The sequence below is a fragment of the Streptomyces sp. NPDC090119 genome, assembly GCF_044747085.1.
Lineage (GTDB): Bacteria > Actinomycetota > Actinomycetes > Streptomycetales > Streptomycetaceae > Streptomyces.
In genome coordinates this window covers 1,535,239-1,551,115 of the sequence record NZ_JBIVDK010000001.1, presented here as the reverse complement: position 1 = coordinate 1,551,115, position 15,877 = coordinate 1,535,239, and the positions used below count along the sequence as shown (strand labels likewise).

Annotated in this window: 11 protein-coding genes; 6 read left to right on the top strand and 5 right to left on the bottom strand. The window is 74.0% G+C overall.

All coding sequences use genetic code 11. The annotated features are described in order from the left end of the window. Nucleotides 1–46: 46 nt before the first annotated feature. The 4 genes from ACIPPM_RS07060 to ACIPPM_RS07045 form a co-directional block, all read right to left on the bottom strand. On the bottom strand, nucleotides 47–1,291 hold the full coding sequence (locus ACIPPM_RS07060) for a beta-ketoacyl-[acyl-carrier-protein] synthase family protein (protein WP_401443962.1): 1,245 nt from the start codon (nucleotides 1,289–1,291) through the stop codon (nucleotides 47–49). Between the two features lie 119 nt (nucleotides 1,292–1,410). Continuing rightward, nucleotides 1,411–1,728 carry a hypothetical protein gene (locus ACIPPM_RS07055; protein ID WP_401443960.1) on the bottom strand — a complete coding sequence of 106 codons (318 nt, stop codon included), beginning with the start codon at nucleotides 1,726–1,728 and terminating at the stop codon, nucleotides 1,411–1,413. Between the two features lie 32 nt (nucleotides 1,729–1,760). Beyond that, the gene (locus ACIPPM_RS07050) at nucleotides 1,761–3,845 is read right to left on the bottom strand and encodes an acetoacetate decarboxylase family protein (protein WP_401443957.1); all 2,085 of its coding nucleotides are present in this window, start codon (nucleotides 3,843–3,845) and stop codon (nucleotides 1,761–1,763) included. A 240-nt stretch (nucleotides 3,846–4,085) separates the two neighbouring features. Beyond that, entirely contained in the window at nucleotides 4,086–4,538 is a 453-nt protein-coding gene (locus ACIPPM_RS07045; protein ID WP_401443955.1) for a flavodoxin family protein, read from the bottom strand. Nucleotides 4,539–4,646: 108 nt separating this feature from the next. Here ACIPPM_RS07045 and ACIPPM_RS07040 point away from each other — a divergent pair, with 108 nt between their 5' ends. Then, entirely contained in the window at nucleotides 4,647–5,288 is a 642-nt protein-coding gene (locus ACIPPM_RS07040; protein ID WP_401443952.1) for a class I SAM-dependent methyltransferase, read from the top strand. A gap of 65 nt (nucleotides 5,289–5,353) precedes the next feature. Here the strand turns inward: ACIPPM_RS07040 and ACIPPM_RS07035 are convergent, their stop codons facing one another. After that, a complete protein-coding gene (locus ACIPPM_RS07035) occupies nucleotides 5,354–7,432 on the bottom strand; it encodes a DUF1996 domain-containing protein (RefSeq protein ID WP_401443950.1) in 2,079 nt (692 codons plus the stop codon). Between the two features lie 401 nt (nucleotides 7,433–7,833). On the opposite strand from ACIPPM_RS07035, the gene ACIPPM_RS07030 reads away from it, so the two are divergent. From ACIPPM_RS07030 to ACIPPM_RS07010, 5 genes are all read left to right on the top strand, one after another. Further along, nucleotides 7,834–9,696 carry an NlpC/P60 family protein gene (locus ACIPPM_RS07030; RefSeq protein WP_401443948.1) on the top strand — a complete coding sequence of 621 codons (1,863 nt, stop codon included), beginning with the start codon at nucleotides 7,834–7,836 and terminating at the stop codon, nucleotides 9,694–9,696. Between the two features lie 115 nt (nucleotides 9,697–9,811). Next, entirely contained in the window at nucleotides 9,812–11,176 is a 1,365-nt protein-coding gene (locus ACIPPM_RS07025) for an FAD-dependent oxidoreductase (protein WP_401443946.1), read from the top strand. Between the two features lie 234 nt (nucleotides 11,177–11,410). After that, complete coding sequence (locus ACIPPM_RS07020) at nucleotides 11,411–12,592, top strand: hypothetical protein (protein WP_401443944.1); 1,182 nt, start codon at nucleotides 11,411–11,413, stop codon at nucleotides 12,590–12,592. Between the two features lie 78 nt (nucleotides 12,593–12,670). Then, on the top strand, nucleotides 12,671–12,961 hold the full coding sequence (locus tag ACIPPM_RS07015; RefSeq protein ID WP_401443942.1) for a YkvA family protein: 291 nt from the start codon (nucleotides 12,671–12,673) through the stop codon (nucleotides 12,959–12,961). A gap of 288 nt (nucleotides 12,962–13,249) precedes the next feature. Beyond that, nucleotides 13,250–15,859, top strand: a complete 2,610-nt coding sequence (locus ACIPPM_RS07010) for a SpoIIE family protein phosphatase (protein WP_401444234.1) — start codon at nucleotides 13,250–13,252, stop codon at nucleotides 15,857–15,859. Nucleotides 15,860–15,877: the final 18 nt, after the last annotated feature.

Sequence of the window (15,877 nt, the reverse complement as noted above, 5' to 3'; positions counted from 1 at the left end):
ACCTTTCGGCTGGGCACGGGCACGTTGTGGGCCCGGTGGGGAGTGACTACTCGGTGGCGGTGAAGGCCAGTACGGCGTTCTGGCCGCCGAACCCGAACGAGCTGCTGAGGGCGGTGTGCATCGGCAGCGGGCGGGGGGTCTTGGTGACCACGTCGAGGTCGATGGCGGGGTCGAGGGTGTGGAGGTTGGCGGTGGGCGGGACGAGCTGGTGGCGCAGGGTGAGGGCGGTGCAGGCGGCCTCGATGGCACCGGCGCCGCCGATGGCGTGGCCGATGGTGCCCTTGACGGCGGTCACCGGGGGCGGGCGGTGGAAGACCTGGTGGAGGGCGTTGTGTTCGGCGAGGTCACCCTGCGGGGTGGAGGTGCCGTGGGCGTTGACGTGGTCGACATCCTCGGGGGCGAGCCCTGCGTCGGCGAGGGCGCTGCGGATGGCGCGGGCGGCGCCGTCGCCGTCGGGGTGCGGGGAGGTGAAGTGGTGGGCGTCGCAGGAGGCGCCGTACCCGGCGACCAGGGCGGCCGGGCGGGCGGCGCGGGCGCGGGCGTCGGCGATGCGTTCCAGGACGAGGACGGCGGCGCCCTCGCCGAGGACGAAGCCGTCGCGGTCGCGGTCGAAGGGGCGGGACGCCTCGTGCGGGGCGTAGGAGCGGCGGGACAGGGCGCGCATCTGGGCGAAGCAGGCGGCGGTCATCGGCAGCCGCGCCGACTCGCTGCCTCCGGCCAGCACGAGGTCGCAGGCGCCGGAGAGCAGCAGGTCGCGGGCGAGGCCGATGGCGCTGGTGCCGGAGGCGCAGGCGGTGGAGACGACGAGGTTGGGTCCGGTGGCGCCGAGGTCGAGGGCGATCTCGGCGGCGGCCATGTTGGGCACGCTGCGCGGCAGGGCGAGCGGCGAGACCCGGTCGGGGACGCGGGCGGCGAGCCGGTCGAACTCGGCCTGCCAGCCCTGCATCGAGCCGGTGCCGACGCCCATGACGATGCCGATGCGCGGGCCGTCCCAGTCGCCGGGGGTGAGTCCGGCGTCGGCGACGGCCTCGCGGGCGGCGAGCAGGGCGAAGGTGGTGAAGCGGTCGAGGCGGCGGCTGAGCCGGTGGCCGAGGAGGCGGGGTGCGTCCAGGTCGGGCACCTGGCAGGAGAACGCCACGGGCAGCCCGTCGAGCCCGGGGTCGGCGGTGGCCGTGGAGATTCCGGCGCACAGGCCCTCCCAGGCGGCCGCCTGTCCGACACCGGCCGGTGTGACCAGTCCCAGTCCGGTGACGGCCACGGGGGCGCGCCGGGTCGCTTGACCTGCGTTCACGAGCTGCATGTGCGGTGATTATCCGGACGTCCGGGGCGGCTGCCGGGGCGCCACGACCCGTTCGGCCCAGGACGGCACCGGCTACCACCCAGATGCCCGAACGTCCTTGACGCGGTCCCTCATTTCCGGTCGGTGGCCGGGAGTACGGCGGGTGCGGCCTGGCGGCGGCGGGGCCGTGACCGGCCGGGCCCGGTCTGGGTGAGCAACGCCTCGGCGACGGCGCGTAGTTGGCGGGCGGTCGTGCGGCAGGCGGCGGCCTGGCGGGCGAGGGTGGGCCTGCTCCACTCCGGTGCGGCGGTGCGGCCGCTCAGGGTGGCGGCGGTGGCGAGGAGGCGTCGGGCGTAGCCGTCCATCAGGTCGGCGTCGGTGCGCAACCGCGCTATGCGGTCGAGGAGTTCGGCGGCGATCGGCTGGGCGGGGGTGGAGTGGCTCACCATGGCGGCTCCCGGTCGCGTGGGGTCGAGGAGGTTCAGCGCGGCAGGACGGCGCCCGCGGCACGGTGGACCATGAACTGCGGGCAGGCCACGACGAACAGCGGCCGGGCGGTGTCGATGCCGAGCCTGCGCAGCTGTCCGGCCATGGGTTCGGCGGCGGCGGTGTCCAGCCGGAGCCGTACTCCGGCCCCGGCGTGCAGACGGGGCCGTCCGGAGGTGCGGATCGCGGTGCGTACGGTGCTCTCGCCGCGCCGCCCGTACAGCGCCCAGTCGGGTTCGGGGCAGCGCACGCCGGGTCCGAGGCGGCCGAGCACGGCGATGCCGAGGCCGGGCGCGCTGAGCCGGAGCCGGTGGGCGGTGAGTTGGACCTCGGCGGCGGCGCGTACGGCGGGCAGGCCCCAGAGTTCGCGGGCGGCGACGCGGGCCTCCTCGGTGGTGACGGCGAGGGAGAGGACGTGGCGGCCGGTGCGGCGGAGGTCGGCGCGGCGCAGCACGTCGGTGGCGAGGTCGGCCGGGCGGGGCCGCCACAGGTCGTCCACCGGCACGGACAGGGCGACCTCGGTGTAGGGGCCGAGGGTGGAGCAGCGGTGCTCGTACAGCGAGAGCACCGCCAGGGTGTGCCGCCCGATGCCGCTGGGCCGCACCCAGGGCACGTCGGGCAGGAGGGCCCGGACCGCTTCGGTATCGACCGGGAAGCAGAGGTGGGCGGCTGCGGAGTCCTGGTAGCGCACGGGCACGCCGACCGGGCCGGTGGCCGTCGGGACCGAGGCGGTCGGCAGGGTGAGGAAGGGGTGACCCTCGGGCGGCCGGGCCGGGTCCTTGAGCTGGTACGCCTGACTGCGTACGACGGGGCCCCGGTACGGGGTGAGGGCCTGGTCGATGTGCTCCCGCGCCTCGGGGGCGACGGTACGCAGATGCCCGATGTACTCGCGCAGCAGGTGGGACTGCGGGTAGGCGCGGGTGGGTCCGGTGTAGCGGGCCTCGTACCGGCCGGGGTGCGGGTCGGCGGTGGTCGCGGCGGGGACGAGGTCGTGCTCGTTGGTGAGGTGGCCGACCCAGGTGCGGGGGTCGGCGGGGCGCCCGGCGGGGGCCGGGGAGCCGACCGCGACGACATGGGTGATCCGGTAGGCGCGGCAGAACGCGGCGTCCCGCGCGAGGTTGAGCAGTGCGGTGCCGCCCTCGCCGTGCCCGATCAGGGCGAGTTCGGCACCGCGCGGGATGCCGTGGTCCTCGATGGCGGGCCGGAGTGCGCGGGTGTAGGGCGAGTCGGCGGAGAGCTGCTCGCGCCAGGCGCCGACGACATCGCGCGGGGAGCCGTGGCGGGGGCGGCCGGGGCTGGTGCCGGGGGCCTGGACGACGTACCGGACGACGCCGTCGGGGCCGCGTACGTTCTGCACGAGGACGCGGCCCTCGGGGGCGAGGAGGTCGATGTTGCGGAGGAAGCCGAGGAGCGAGCCCTCGGTGGCGAGGGTCTGCTTCTCCCGGTCGCCGAGGTCGACGGCCTCGGCGGCGCCGTGTTCCGCACCGGGGTCCGGTTCCGTCTCATCGCGCGGTTCGGCGTCCAACAGGGCTCGTACGGTGAGGAGTTCCGCCAGTACGGGGGTGAGTGCGGCCAGGGCGCGCTGGGCGCCGGGGTCCCGGAAGAGGGTGCGCAGCGCGCGTACCGCCTCCCGGTCGCCGCGGGTGCCGAGGGCCGCGGTGAGGCGGCGTATGCCGGGGTCGCGGGCGAGTTCGGGGTGTCCGACGAGCACGGCGGCGATCCGCAGCCGCAGCGAGGTGACGGCCGTCAGCGCGGCCAGGGGTTCCCCGCCCCGGCGGGCACCGAGCAGTCTGGTGAGCCTTCTGCCGGTCCGCGCGGCGGGGGCGCCCAGGCCGCGTGGGTCGGTGAGGGTCCGCAGCAGCGCCCAGCGGGCGGTGAGTCCGGTGCGGGGGTGGCGGGCGGAGTCCTTGTGGGGTGGGGCGAGCAGGGCTTCCGCGGTGCGTTCGGCGACGGCGCGGACGCCCTCGGCGACCTCGGCGACCTCGTGGGCGCCCTCGCGCAGGAGTTCCTCGGTGGTGCGCCGGTCGGCGTCCTGCCCGCCGGGCGCGGGCCGTCCGGGTGCGTGGCCGTCCGCTCGCATCCGAGGCTCCCTCGATTCAGACGACGTACGACGGGATGCGACCGCGTCCGCAGGGACGCGGCCTCGTGACCCATCGTCGGCCAGGGGTCCCGCGCCCGCACCTTCGTCCGGCCGGTGGGGGCGGCGGGACCAGCGGTTTCCCGGTCCGGCGCCGGGCCGGGCGGGGACCGCGGGGGATGCGCGCGGGCACCGCCGAACGGGCGACCCCGGTGTCGGCCGAGCGGGCCCGGCGCACCGGTGTCAGCCGACGAGGCCCGCCGCGAGGACGGCGCCCAGTTCCCAGCACGCCTCGGTGTCGGCCTTGCCCGGTGCGCCGGTGACGGTGACCGGCTCGGCGGCGCGGCGCCAGCCGAGGCCGGTGGTGATGGCGTCGATGGCGCGGGCGGCACCGGTCACGTCGTTGCCGCCGTGCACCCAGTAGCCGAAGGGGCGGCCCCTGGTGTCGTCCAGGCAGGGGTAGTAGATCTGGTCGAGGAAGTGCTTGAGGGCGCCGGACATGTAGCCGAGGTTCGCCGGGGTGCCGAGGAGGTAGCCGTCTGCGGCCAGCACGTCGGAGGCGGTCGCGGCCAGGGCGGCGCGCCGGACGACTCGGACACCCTCGATCTCGGGCGCGGTGGCGCCGGACACGACGGCCTCGAACAGTTCCTGGCAGTTCGGCGAGGGCGTGTGGTGGACGATCAGCAAGGTGGGCACGCCCGCACCCTGCCCTGTCCACGCTTTCCGGCGCAAACGCGGGCTTCGCGGGCAAAGGCATGGGTACGACGATGCCGGGCACCGGTACGGGACACGGGAGGAGCCGTTTTGGCCGAGGAAGATCCGCGAGCAGAGGCAGCGGTGGTGTTCGACACGCTGGGCATCGCGTACGAGCAGGCGTTCGCCACCTCGGGGCCGCATCTGGCCTCGCTGAGCTGGCTGCTGGACCATCTGATGCCGGGCAGCCGGGTGCTGGACGTGGGCAGCGGGACCGGTCGGCCGACCGCCGAGGCACTGGCCAGGGCGGGGCACCGGGTGCTGGGTGTCGATGTGTCCCCGGTGATGGTGGATCTTGCCGCGCGCCAGGTGCCGGACGCGGAGTTCCGCGTGGCCGACATCCGCGAACTTCCCCTGGAGGAAGGCTCGTTCGAAGCGGTCTGCGTGTACTTCTCGCTGCTCCAGATGTCCCGTGCCGAACAGCGGGACGTACTGGGTGCGTTGGCGCGGGCGCTACGGCCGGGAGGTCTGGCGGTGCTGGCCACGGTCCCGGTGGACGTGGCGGACACGGAGACGGAGTTCATGGGGCAGCCGGTGCGGGTGAGCAGCTTCTCCCCGGAGGACTTCTCCCGGCTGGTCACCGACGCGGGGCTGACCGTGCTGTCCGAGGCCCACGCCACCTTCGTACCGGCCCACCCGGACGCCGGGCCGGAGCCGCATCTGTTCCTGTACTGCCGCCGTACGGCGCACTGAGCAGGCGGAGAAAGCACTGAGCCCCCGGTCCCACGAGGGAACCGGGGGCTCACGTCATGCTCGGGTCAGTAGCGCAGACGCCGGGCGCGCAGCAGCATCACCAGGCCGGACGCGGCCAGCAGCACACCGAGCGCGGCGGGCCACAGGTTGGCGCCGGTCTCCGCGAGGCCGCCGTTGCCGACCGCCTGCGGCTCGAGGTTCGCGGGCGGCGGCGTGGTCACGGCGGCGGCCTGTGCCGGGGCGGAGTCGGACACCTGGGGCGCCGCGCTGGTGGCCGGGGCGGTGGCCGGGGCCGCCGGGGCGGTGGACTCGTCCCGGCCGCCCTTGCCGCCGTCGTTCTTGCCGCCGTCGTTCTTGGTGGTGTTGGGCGGCGCGAACGTCGCGTCGACGCGGGGCGCCTCGACCGGGTTGGACTGGGCAGGGTTGGACTGGGCGGGCTGCTGGGCCGGGGCGGTCTCGGCGGGCTTGCCCGGCTGCTCCGGCTGCTCCGTCTTCTCCGGCTGGGACTGCGCGGGCTTCTCGGGGCTGGTCTCGGCGGGCTTCTCCGGCGCTGCGGTCGCGCCGGGCTCGGCCGTGTCCTGGCCGCCGGGCTCCTCGCCCGGCCCGGCCGTGGCGCCCTTGCCGTCGTCGCCGGGGCCGCACTGACGGCCGGAGTTGATGCAGTCGACCATCGTGCGCATCAGGTTCTCGTCGAAGACGTTGATGAAGTCGCCGTGGTCGGTGACCGGCTTGTGCTGCTGCTCCGGGAAGGAGTCGACCGCGAAGAGCGGGGTGCCCTTGCCGCCGTCGGCCAGGCTCGGCGCGTCCACGTCGTAGACGATCCGCTGGACCAGCTGCGGGATGGCCTTGAAGCCCTCGGGGCAGTTGCCCTGGGCGTCGGCGAAGGCCACGTGGGTGCGGTGGTTGGCGCTGTCGGCGTTACGGCCGTCCCAGCAGCTCTGGAAGTGGAAGCTGCGCACCACGTCGCTGCCGGACGGGCACAGCGGGTACTTGTCCTTGAGCTGCCGGTCCTCGAACCCGGTGCAGCTCCAGGAGGCGTTGGCGTTGGCGGGGCCGTTGACGAACGCCTTGGCGTCGCCGGTGATGATGCGCAGCAGCCGCGGCATCTCGGTGACCTGGCCGCTCGGGCTACCGACGAAGGTCAGGGTGACCTCCTTGGGCGTGACGATCTGGCCCGCGTTGCCCTCGGTTCCGCCACCCGGCGCTCCGGCGTCCCGCTCCTGCTTGCCGTTCTGCAGACGCAGCACCGGCCAGTAGTACGTCGACTTGTCGCCCTGGTCGGCACAGCTGGTCTTGGCGGCGGCGAGGTCCTGGTCGCTGGCGAAGGCGGTGTTGGACTGGTTGCCGACGTAGTCGTGGAAGTGGTGGGCGCCGTTGGAGACACCGGGGGCCACGATCACGTTGTCCGAGTTGAACAGGCCGTTCTCGTTGACCCCGCACTCGGTGCGGAAGGTGCCGCCTGGGGGCGCCTTGGGGGCGTTGGGCTGTACGGAGTCGATGGCCGCGTAATCGGCGGCGACGGGTCCGTTGCCGCCCTGCCCGGTGCCGCCGTTCTGCCCCTGGCCGCCCTGTTCCTGACCCTGGCCGCCTTGCTGCTGGCCCTGGCCCTGGTTCTGGTCCCCGCCTTGTGAGGGCGCGGCGGACTCGCCACCGGGCGCCGCCTCGGCGGGACGCAGGGTGCAGGGGGCGAACTGGTCGAGCTGGTCCGGGCGGTTCCCGGCGCGGCCGATGGCGTCGGCGATACGGCCGAGGGTCGCGGTCCGCTTGTCCTTCAGCGGGTTCATCACCGAGTTGTCGGCGGCGTTCGGGTCCTGGCGGAGCGCGTCGGCCGACTGCTGGAGCCGCTGGTACGCCTCCGCGATCTGCTGGTCCAGCCGGGCCAGTTCACGGTCGACGTCCGCGCGGGCCGCCTCGGGTACGTCGGTCAACTGGGCGCCCACGTCGGGGCAGTCGACGGTGGCCATGCCGGCCGACCTGAGAGATGCGTTGGTCGCGTCGCCGGAGCCCTGTCCGCCCCAGCCGCCTTCGCTGGCCGACGCGTAGACGTTCGCCGCGACGAGGCCGCCGCCGCCGAGAATCAGCGCGACCGCGGCGAGGGTCACGCGTCGTGCGCCGGTCGGGCGCCTGCGCCTGTTCGGTTCCAAGATCGTCCCCTGCGAGTCGTGGTCGGTGGGGGCATGTGGCGCCCCACACTCTTACGCGGGGTGGTGCCGATGTGTTCATCGCGGCCCGGATTTCTTGGCGAACTCTCAAGAAAACCCGGCCACATGGGGCGCATGCGGCCACGAGTGCACCCGTAGAGGGGAGTTGGCCGCACGGGCGCCTAGTCTGCCCATCCGAACACGGCGGCGAACATCACAAATACGTATCGGACATTCCACCCGACGACCTTCACACGAGTGACACAAGTTGGCTAGGTTGACCGCAGGCCGCCCGGCTCCCCCATTCCAGTGAGCCCGCAGCGGCGTCCGGTACGGGAGATTCGACCGACTTCCGGGCGCGCCGGGCCAACTGCCCCGCGGGGCGAGGAAGGAGTACGTCTCCCATGGCGCCGGAGAACCACGAAGAGGTTCGGCAGCGGATCGACTCCCTCTACGCGCGTGCCGAGACCGCGACGGGCAACTACAACGCGACCCGTGCGATGGCGGCGGCCTCCCGCAAGCGGGGCGTGCCGCTGGCCAAGCGGCCCGGCAGCCGTCAGGACCCGGCGCTCGACTCCGTGACCCGGCAGTGGTTCGACGCGGCCCGTGCCAAGGCCGGTCCGACCGTGGCCGCCACCCTCCCCGCCGACCGGATGCCCGACAACACCCCTGTGGTGGAGCGGACTTGGACCGCCGCCGAGCTGGGCCTGCCCAGCGCCGAGCCGGAGACGCCCGCACTCCCCGCCGGCCCCTCGCAGCGCCCGGTGGCCGAACTCACCGGCGGCCCGTCCGCCCCTGCACTGGAGGCGGGTACGGCGATCGTGCTCCCTCCGGCCGCACCCATCGCCGCGCTCCCTGCCGCGCCGGTCGCCCAACTCCCGCCGAGCGCGACCGAGTCGACTTCCGCGGTCCTGCCGATCGGCGGACCGGACCTCGGTGGACCGGACCTCGGTGGACCGGGCCTCGGCGGAATGGGCCTGCCCGCCCCCCTCGGCATCCCCCCGATCCCCGCGCCGACACCGCCCGGCGGTGCTCCCGGCGTGCTGCCGACCCAGCCGGCCGGACCGGCGCGCACCTCCCCCGCCGACCTCAAGGCGGGCAACCGCCGCAAGCTCGCCTCCGCCAGGGACATGATGTCCCGCCACTCCTGGACCGCCGCTCCGGCGCAGGCGTGGGGAGGCGGTACTCCGCAGGCGCCCGCACCGGGCGCCGCACAGACTGCCGCGCCGGAGATCGCCAGCTCCGGCGCGGCGCAGACACCGGCCGCTCCGACGGGCATGTGGACGGCACCCCCGGCCCCGGTCACGGACACCGGCCCGCTGACGTACCCCATGCCGGACGCGCTGGGTGACACCGGCTCGCTGCCGTACCCGATCCCCGGCCCGCTGACCGACACCGGCGGCCTGAGCTATCTGGCCCCGGCCCCGCAGACCGACACCGGCACCCTGCCCGCCGTGGACACCAGCGCGTTCGCCTACCCGGCCACGCCGCCGACCGCGTACGACACGGGCGCGTTCCCGGCGGGGGCGTCCCTGGCACCGACGTACGACACCGGCGCGTTCCCGGCCGTGCCTCCGGTGGCCGAGGCGGCCCCGGCCCCGGTCCCGACTCCGGCTCCCTCTCCAGCCCCGATGTACGGCACCGGCGCGTTCCCGGCGGCGCCTCCGGTGGCCGAGGCGGCTCCGATTCCGGCCCCGACGTACGGCACGGGCGCGTTCCCCGCCGCACCCGCCTTCCAGCCCGCACCCCCGACAGCCCAGCCGACCCCGCCACCCGCACCGGCACCGGCACCGGCACCGGCACCCGCGCCCGTCCCGGCAGCGCCCGCATACGACCCCACCCCCCAGCCCCCCGCCTTCAGCACCGGCACCTTCCCCGCCGCACGCCCCGCCTCCGAATCCGCGCACGTCGTCCGCGCCGCCAAGGCCATCGCGTTCGCCGCCGCCCAGGTCGGCAAGCCGTGCGTCTGGGGTGCCACCGGGCCCGACTCGTTCGACTGCTCCAGCCTCACCCAGGGCGCCTGGCGCACGGCCGGGGTCGAGCTGCCGAGGTCCGCGCACGAGCAGGCGGCGGCCGGGACCGAGGTGGCGCTCGCCGCGGCGCTCCCCGGTGACCTGGTCCTGTTCTTCGAGGACGACCGGCATGTGGGCCTGTACGTCGGCAACGGCACGATGATCCACGCGCCGGGGCCGGGCGCGACCATCCGCGAGGAGTCCGTCTACGGCGCCGGAGAGGCCGCGATCCACCGGGTGATCAGGCCCGCCTGACCGCCCATAAAACGTGTTTATGAGCTCATAGACCGGACCCGTGTACTAACTTAGGGCTGCCTTAGCTTAGGCTTCCTGATCGAGTCGCCTGTCCACACTCGAAGGGAACCTGATCATGCCGCGCCCCCTGCGGGTAGCCATCGTCGGAGCCGGCCCCGCCGGGATCTACGCCGCCGACGCCCTCCTGAAGTCCGAGACGGCCACCGACCCCGGTGTGTCCATCGACCTCTTCGAGCGGATGCCCGCCCCGTTCGGCCTGATCCGGTACGGCGTGGCGCCCGACCACCCGCGCATCAAGGGCATCATCAACGCCCTGCACCAGGTGCTCGACAAGCCGCAGATCCGTCTCTTCGGCAATGTCGACTACCCGCGCGACATCAACCTGGACGATCTGCGCGCCTTCTACGACGCGGTGATCTTCTCCACCGGCGCCATGGCCGACCGCGACATGTCGATCCCCGGTCTCGACCTGGACGGCTCCCATGGCGCGGCGGACTTCGTGTCCTGGTACGACGGCCACCCCGACGTGCCGCGCACCTGGCCGCTGGAGGCCGAGAAGGTCGCCGTCCTCGGCGTCGGCAACGTCGCCCTGGACGTGGCCCGCGTCCTCGCCAAGACGGCGGACGAGCTGCTGCCGACGGAAATCCCGCAGAACGTCTACGACGGTCTGAAGGCCAACAAGGCGCTCGAGGTCCACGTCTTCGGCCGCCGTGGCCCGGCGCAGGCGAAGTTCAGCCCGATGGAGCTGCGCGAGCTGGACCACTCCCCCAACATCGAGGTCATCGTCGACCCCGAGGACATCGACTACGACGCGGGCTCCATCGAGACCCGGCGTGGCAACAAGCAGGCCGACATGGTCGCCAAGACGCTGGAGAACTGGGCGATCCGCGACGTCGGCGACCGCCCGCACAAGCTCTTCCTGCACTTCTTCGAGTCCCCGGCGGAGATCCTCGGCGAGAACGGCAAGGTCGTCGGCCTGCGCACCGAGCGCACCGCCCTGGACGGCACCGGCAACGTCAAGGGCACCGGCGAGTTCAAGGACTGGGACGTCCAGTCGGTGTACCGCGCGGTCGGCTACCTCTCCGAGAAGCTGCCCAAGCTGCCCTGGGACCTTCAGACGGGCACCGTCCCGGACGAGGGCGGCCGGGTCATCGAGGAGAGCGGCGCCCACCTGGCGTCGACGTACGTCACGGGCTGGATCAGGCGCGGCCCGGTCGGTCTGATCGGTCACACCAAGGGCGACGCCAACGAGACGGTGGCCAACCTGCTGGACGACCACGCCAACGGCCGTCTGCACACGCCGTCCGCGCCGGACCCGGAGGCCGTGTACGCCTTCCTGACCGGCCGCGGAGTCCGCTTCACCACGTGGGACGGCTGGTACAAGCTGGACGCCGCCGAGCGCGCCCTCGGTGAGCCGCACGGCCGGGAGCGCGTGAAGCTCGTCGAGCGCGAGGACATGCTCCGGGAGAGCGGCGCCTGAGGACGTAGCGCCCGCTGCACGACGCGAGACCCCGACGAGACCGGTCGCCCGGCCCTCGTCGGGGTCTCGCGCGCTCGGGGCCCGGCCCCCTACGGGGCGCGTACGAAGCGCACCAGGGGCGCACACGACCGCGCGCGCCCCTGTCCGACGCGCCGCCCCGGGACCCGGCGCCCCGGTGCCGGGGCAGAGCGGTGATACTGGAACGCGCACTGGCCCCCACCAGCAGATTGGCCCATGTCGAACTCCGCCACCGACCGCGCCCCCGTCCCGCAGACGCTCTGGGCGGCCCGCGGTCGTCACACCGGTCCCGCCCCCGAGGACGTCGTACGCCGCACCCTGAGAGAACGCCACAGGAGCGGGGATCTGGACGATTTCTCGGAGCCGCCCGCGCCCGGGGACTCCACGCACCACGTCTTCGAGGCCCGCTGGCGCGCCGGGGGCGCGGTCACCGTGCGGGCCAGGCTCACCCTGGTGCTCCGGCCGGAGCGGCCGGGGCACGAGTGGACGCTCGTCGCGGAGGCCGAGCAGCCGTGGCAGGAGGACTGGCCCTCTCCGGCCACCCTGTTCTGGCCCGAGGGCGGCACGTCGTCCGACGGTGACGGCGAGTGGGACCACCACCCCACCGTGCCGGGTCTGCGCTTCCGGCAGGTCAACGCGCTGCCGCTGGACGACAAGGAGATGCGTCGGCGGCTGCGGGACGCGGCCCGTGAGGCATGGTGCGTCAATCTGGTCGTGCACGAGGCGATGACGCCGGACGAGCGCGGGAAGCTGCCGCTGGCGCGGCTGCTGCCGCCGGGCCTGCGGCACCGGGTGATCGAGCACCGGGCCACTCCGCAGCAGTTCCGGGCGGTCAACTGGGCCCTGAAGGATCTCGGGGTCGAGGTGCCGCGCGGTGGTGCCGTGCTGCTGCCCTGGGACCCGGCGCCGGACGGCTACGACCGGCAGGCGCACCGGGTGCGCAGTGTCTTCCTGGACGGCTCGGAGCCCACCGACCTGGTCGCGGCCCTGCGGGACTTCGCCGCGCTGTCCAGGCCGCGGCCCCGGGGGCTCGGCGAGGCGCTGACCGATCTGCGGGAGAACTGGACGCTGATGACCCCGCAGGAGGAGCTGGAGCGGGAGCGGCGCATGGTCGTCCGGTACCGGGAGGCGCTGGACGCGATGACGAAGTCGCGGGATCTGTACCGGGAGGCCGCCGAGCAGGCGCACGAGGCGCTGGCCGCCTACCGCGACACCCCGCTGCCCGGCCTTCCCCAGCAGCGGCCCTCGGCCCGTGCCCAGTCGCCGTTTCAGCAGCTGACCCGGACGTTCGAGCGGCTGCGGCTCCCGGCGCGGGCGCAGCGGCCCGAGACTCCTGACACCGACCCCGACCCGAAGGCCGCCCCGGAGGGCGAGGCCGAGGGCAGCGACCGGGTGTGACCGGGCGGCTGCCTCGCGCCACAGCGGGCAGTAGGAAGAGGGCGCGGGCAGGCCGCGGAGCGGGAGGGGACAGGGCTCATGGACAACTCCACGATCGTGCTGGTGCTCGCGGCCGTCGCGGCGGCCGTCGTACTGGTTTTCGCCGTCGTCCTGCTGGTGCGGCTGGTCAAGGCACGCCGCTCGCTGCGGGACGCGGGGCTGCCGACCGGGCCGCGCTGGGTGTTCTGGGGCGCGATCCTCTATCTGGTGCTGCCGACCGACCTGCTGCCCGACCCGGTCTACCTCGACGACATCGGCGTGCTGCTGCTCGCGCTGCGCAGCATGCGTGCCGCGACACGCCCGCTGCCGGACAAGCCCGGCGACTTCTGAGCGTCCGGCGCCTCAGGACGGTTCGGGTGATCCCGTACGGGTTTCCACCGACCGGGTGAGCAGAGGGTCGGCGCAGGTGAGCGCGGATCTACCCCACAACGCCCTTCACCTCGGGGGATGGCCTCGCCTGACGGAGCGCGGCAGTGTAGACATGGGCACATGGTGCGACTGCCCGGCCGACCCGACACGCGGGCGCCCCGTTCGTTCGGGCATCCGCGCGCGCCCTTCGGCGCGCGGCATCCGGGCGGTGACGGCGAGGGCGGTCCGCCCGGAGTCCCGCGCGCCTCGATGACCGGACGCAGCCTGGCGGGGCAGGTGTTCCTGCTCCAGGTGGTGATCGTGCTGCTGCTGGTGGTGTCGGCCGTGGTGGCGCAGGTGCTCCAGGTACGGCACGACAGCGATCTGGAGGCCCGTAACCGCTCCCTGTCCGCCGCCGGTGCCTTCGCCAACGCGCCGGGTACGGCGGCCGCGCTGCGTTCGCCCGATCCGACGGCGATCCTCCAGCCGAGCGCGGAGGCGGCCCGCAAGGCGACCAAGGTGGACTTCATCGTCGTGATGAACACCGAGGGCATCCGCTACACCCACCCCGACCGGGACCGGATCGGCAAGAAGTTCGTGGGGACCATCGCGCCCGCCCTGCGCGGGGAGACGGTGGTGGAGGAGCTGACCGGCACGATAGGTCCGCTGGTCCAGGTGGTCGTGCCGGTGCGGGACTCGGGCGGCAAGGTGGTCGGGCTGGTCTCGGCGGGCATCACCACCGCGCACGTCGGCGGGGCGGCCGACCAGCAGGTGCCGCTGCTCCTCGCGGCGGCCGCGGCGGCGCTCGCGCTGGCCACGGCGGGCACGGCGCTCGTCAGCAGACGACTGCTCCGCCAGACGCATGGTCTCGGCCCCTACGAGATGACCCGGATGTACGAGCACCACGACGCGGTGCTGCACGCGGTCCGGGAGGGTGTGCTGATCGTCGGTGACGGCGGCAAGCTGCTGCTCGCCAACGACGAGGCGCACCGGCTGCTGGACCTGCCCGAGGACGCCGAGATGCGCAGCGTGCTGGACCTGGGGCTGGACGACGAGACGGCCGGGCTGCTCGCCTCCGGGCGGGTCGCCACGGACGAGGTGCATCTGGTCAAGGACAAGCTGCTGGCGATCAACCAGCGCCCCACCGATCTGGACGGCGGCCCGCCCGGCAGCGTCACCACGCTGCGCGACTCCACCGAGCTGCGCGCCCTGTCCGGCCGGGCGGAGGTGGCCCGCGAGCGGCTGAACATGCTGTACGACGCCGGGGTGGGCATCGGCACCAGTCTGGACGTGAGCCGGACGGCGGAGGAGCTGGCCGAGCTGGCGGTGCCCCGGTTCGCGGACTTCGTCACGGTGGACCTGTTCGACCCGGTGCTCAAGGGCGAGGAACCGAAGCCGGGCAACGAGCTGCGGCGGGCGGCGTTCAGCGGCATCCGCAAGGACGCACCGCTGTATCCGCTGGGCGAGCGCATCCGGTTCGTGCCGACGTCGCCGCAGGCGCGCAGCCTGGCCACCGGGCAGTCCGTGGTGGAGCCGGATCTGCGGGAGGCGCCGGGCTGGCAGGCGCAGGACCTGGAGCGCACCGAGCAGATCATCGAGTACGGCGTCCACTCGCTGATCACGGTCCCGCTGCGAGCGGGGAACCTGGTGCTGGGGGTGGCGAACTTCTGGCGTTCGGAGAAGCCGCAGCCGTTCGACTCCGAGGATCTGGCGCTGGCGGAGGAGCTGGTGGCGCGGGCGGCGGTGTCCATCGACAACGCCCGCCGCTACACCCGTGAGCACAGCATGGCGGTGACCCTCCAGCGCAGTCTGCTGCCCCGCACGCTGCCCGCGCAGGACGCGCTCGAGATCGCCTACCGGTATCTGCCCGCGCAGTCGGGGGTGGGCGGCGACTGGTTCGACGTGCTGCCGCTGCCGGGTGCGCGGGTGGCGCTGGTGGTGGGCGACGTGGTGGGGCACGGCCTGCACGCGGCGGCGACCATGGGACGGCTGCGTACGGCCGTGCACAACTTCTCCTCGCTCGACCTGCCCCCGGACGAGCTGCTGGGCCTGCTGGACGAGCTGGTGGCCCGCCTCGACCAGGACGAGACCCCGGAGGACGGCGCGGCCGCCGTCACCGGCGCGACCTGTCTGTACGCGGTGTACGACCCGGCGTCCCGGCGCTGCACCATCGCGCGGGCCGGGCATCTGCCGCCCGCGCTGGTCCTGCCGGACGGCACGGTCGAGTTCCCGGACGTGCCCGCCGGTCCCCCGCTGGGCCTGGGCGGGCTGCCGTTCGAGACCGCCGATCTGGAGCTGCCGGAGGGCAGCCGTCTCGTGCTGTACACGGACGGTCTGGTGGAGGACCGCGAGCGGGACATCGACGAGGGTCTTGACATGCTGCGGGACGCCCTGCGGCACGCGCCCGGCGCCTCGCCGGAGGAGACCTGCCGTGTCGTCCTCGACCGGCTGCCGGTGCGCCCCACGGACGACGTCGCGCTGATCGTGGCCGAGACCCGCGTCCTCGGCGCCGACCAGGTCGCCCAGTGGGAGGTGCCCGCCGACCCGGCGGCCGTCTCGGAGATCCGCGCCAAGGTGACCCGTCAGCTCGCCGACTGGGACCTGGAGGAGCTGACCTTCACCACGGAACTCATCCTGAGCGAGCTGGTCACCAACGCCATCCGTTACGGCCGGGGCCCCATCGGCGTACGCCTGCTGCGCGGCCGGGCCCTGATCTGCGAGGTCTCGGACGGCACCACCACCTCCCCGCACCTGCGCTACGCCGCCAGCACCGACGAGGGCGGCCGCGGCCTCTTCCTGGTGGCCCAGCTCTCCGACCGCTGGGGCACCCGCTACACCCCGACCGGCAAGATCATCTGGGCGGAACAGCCGCTGCCCTGAGGCGCTGCCGGACAACTG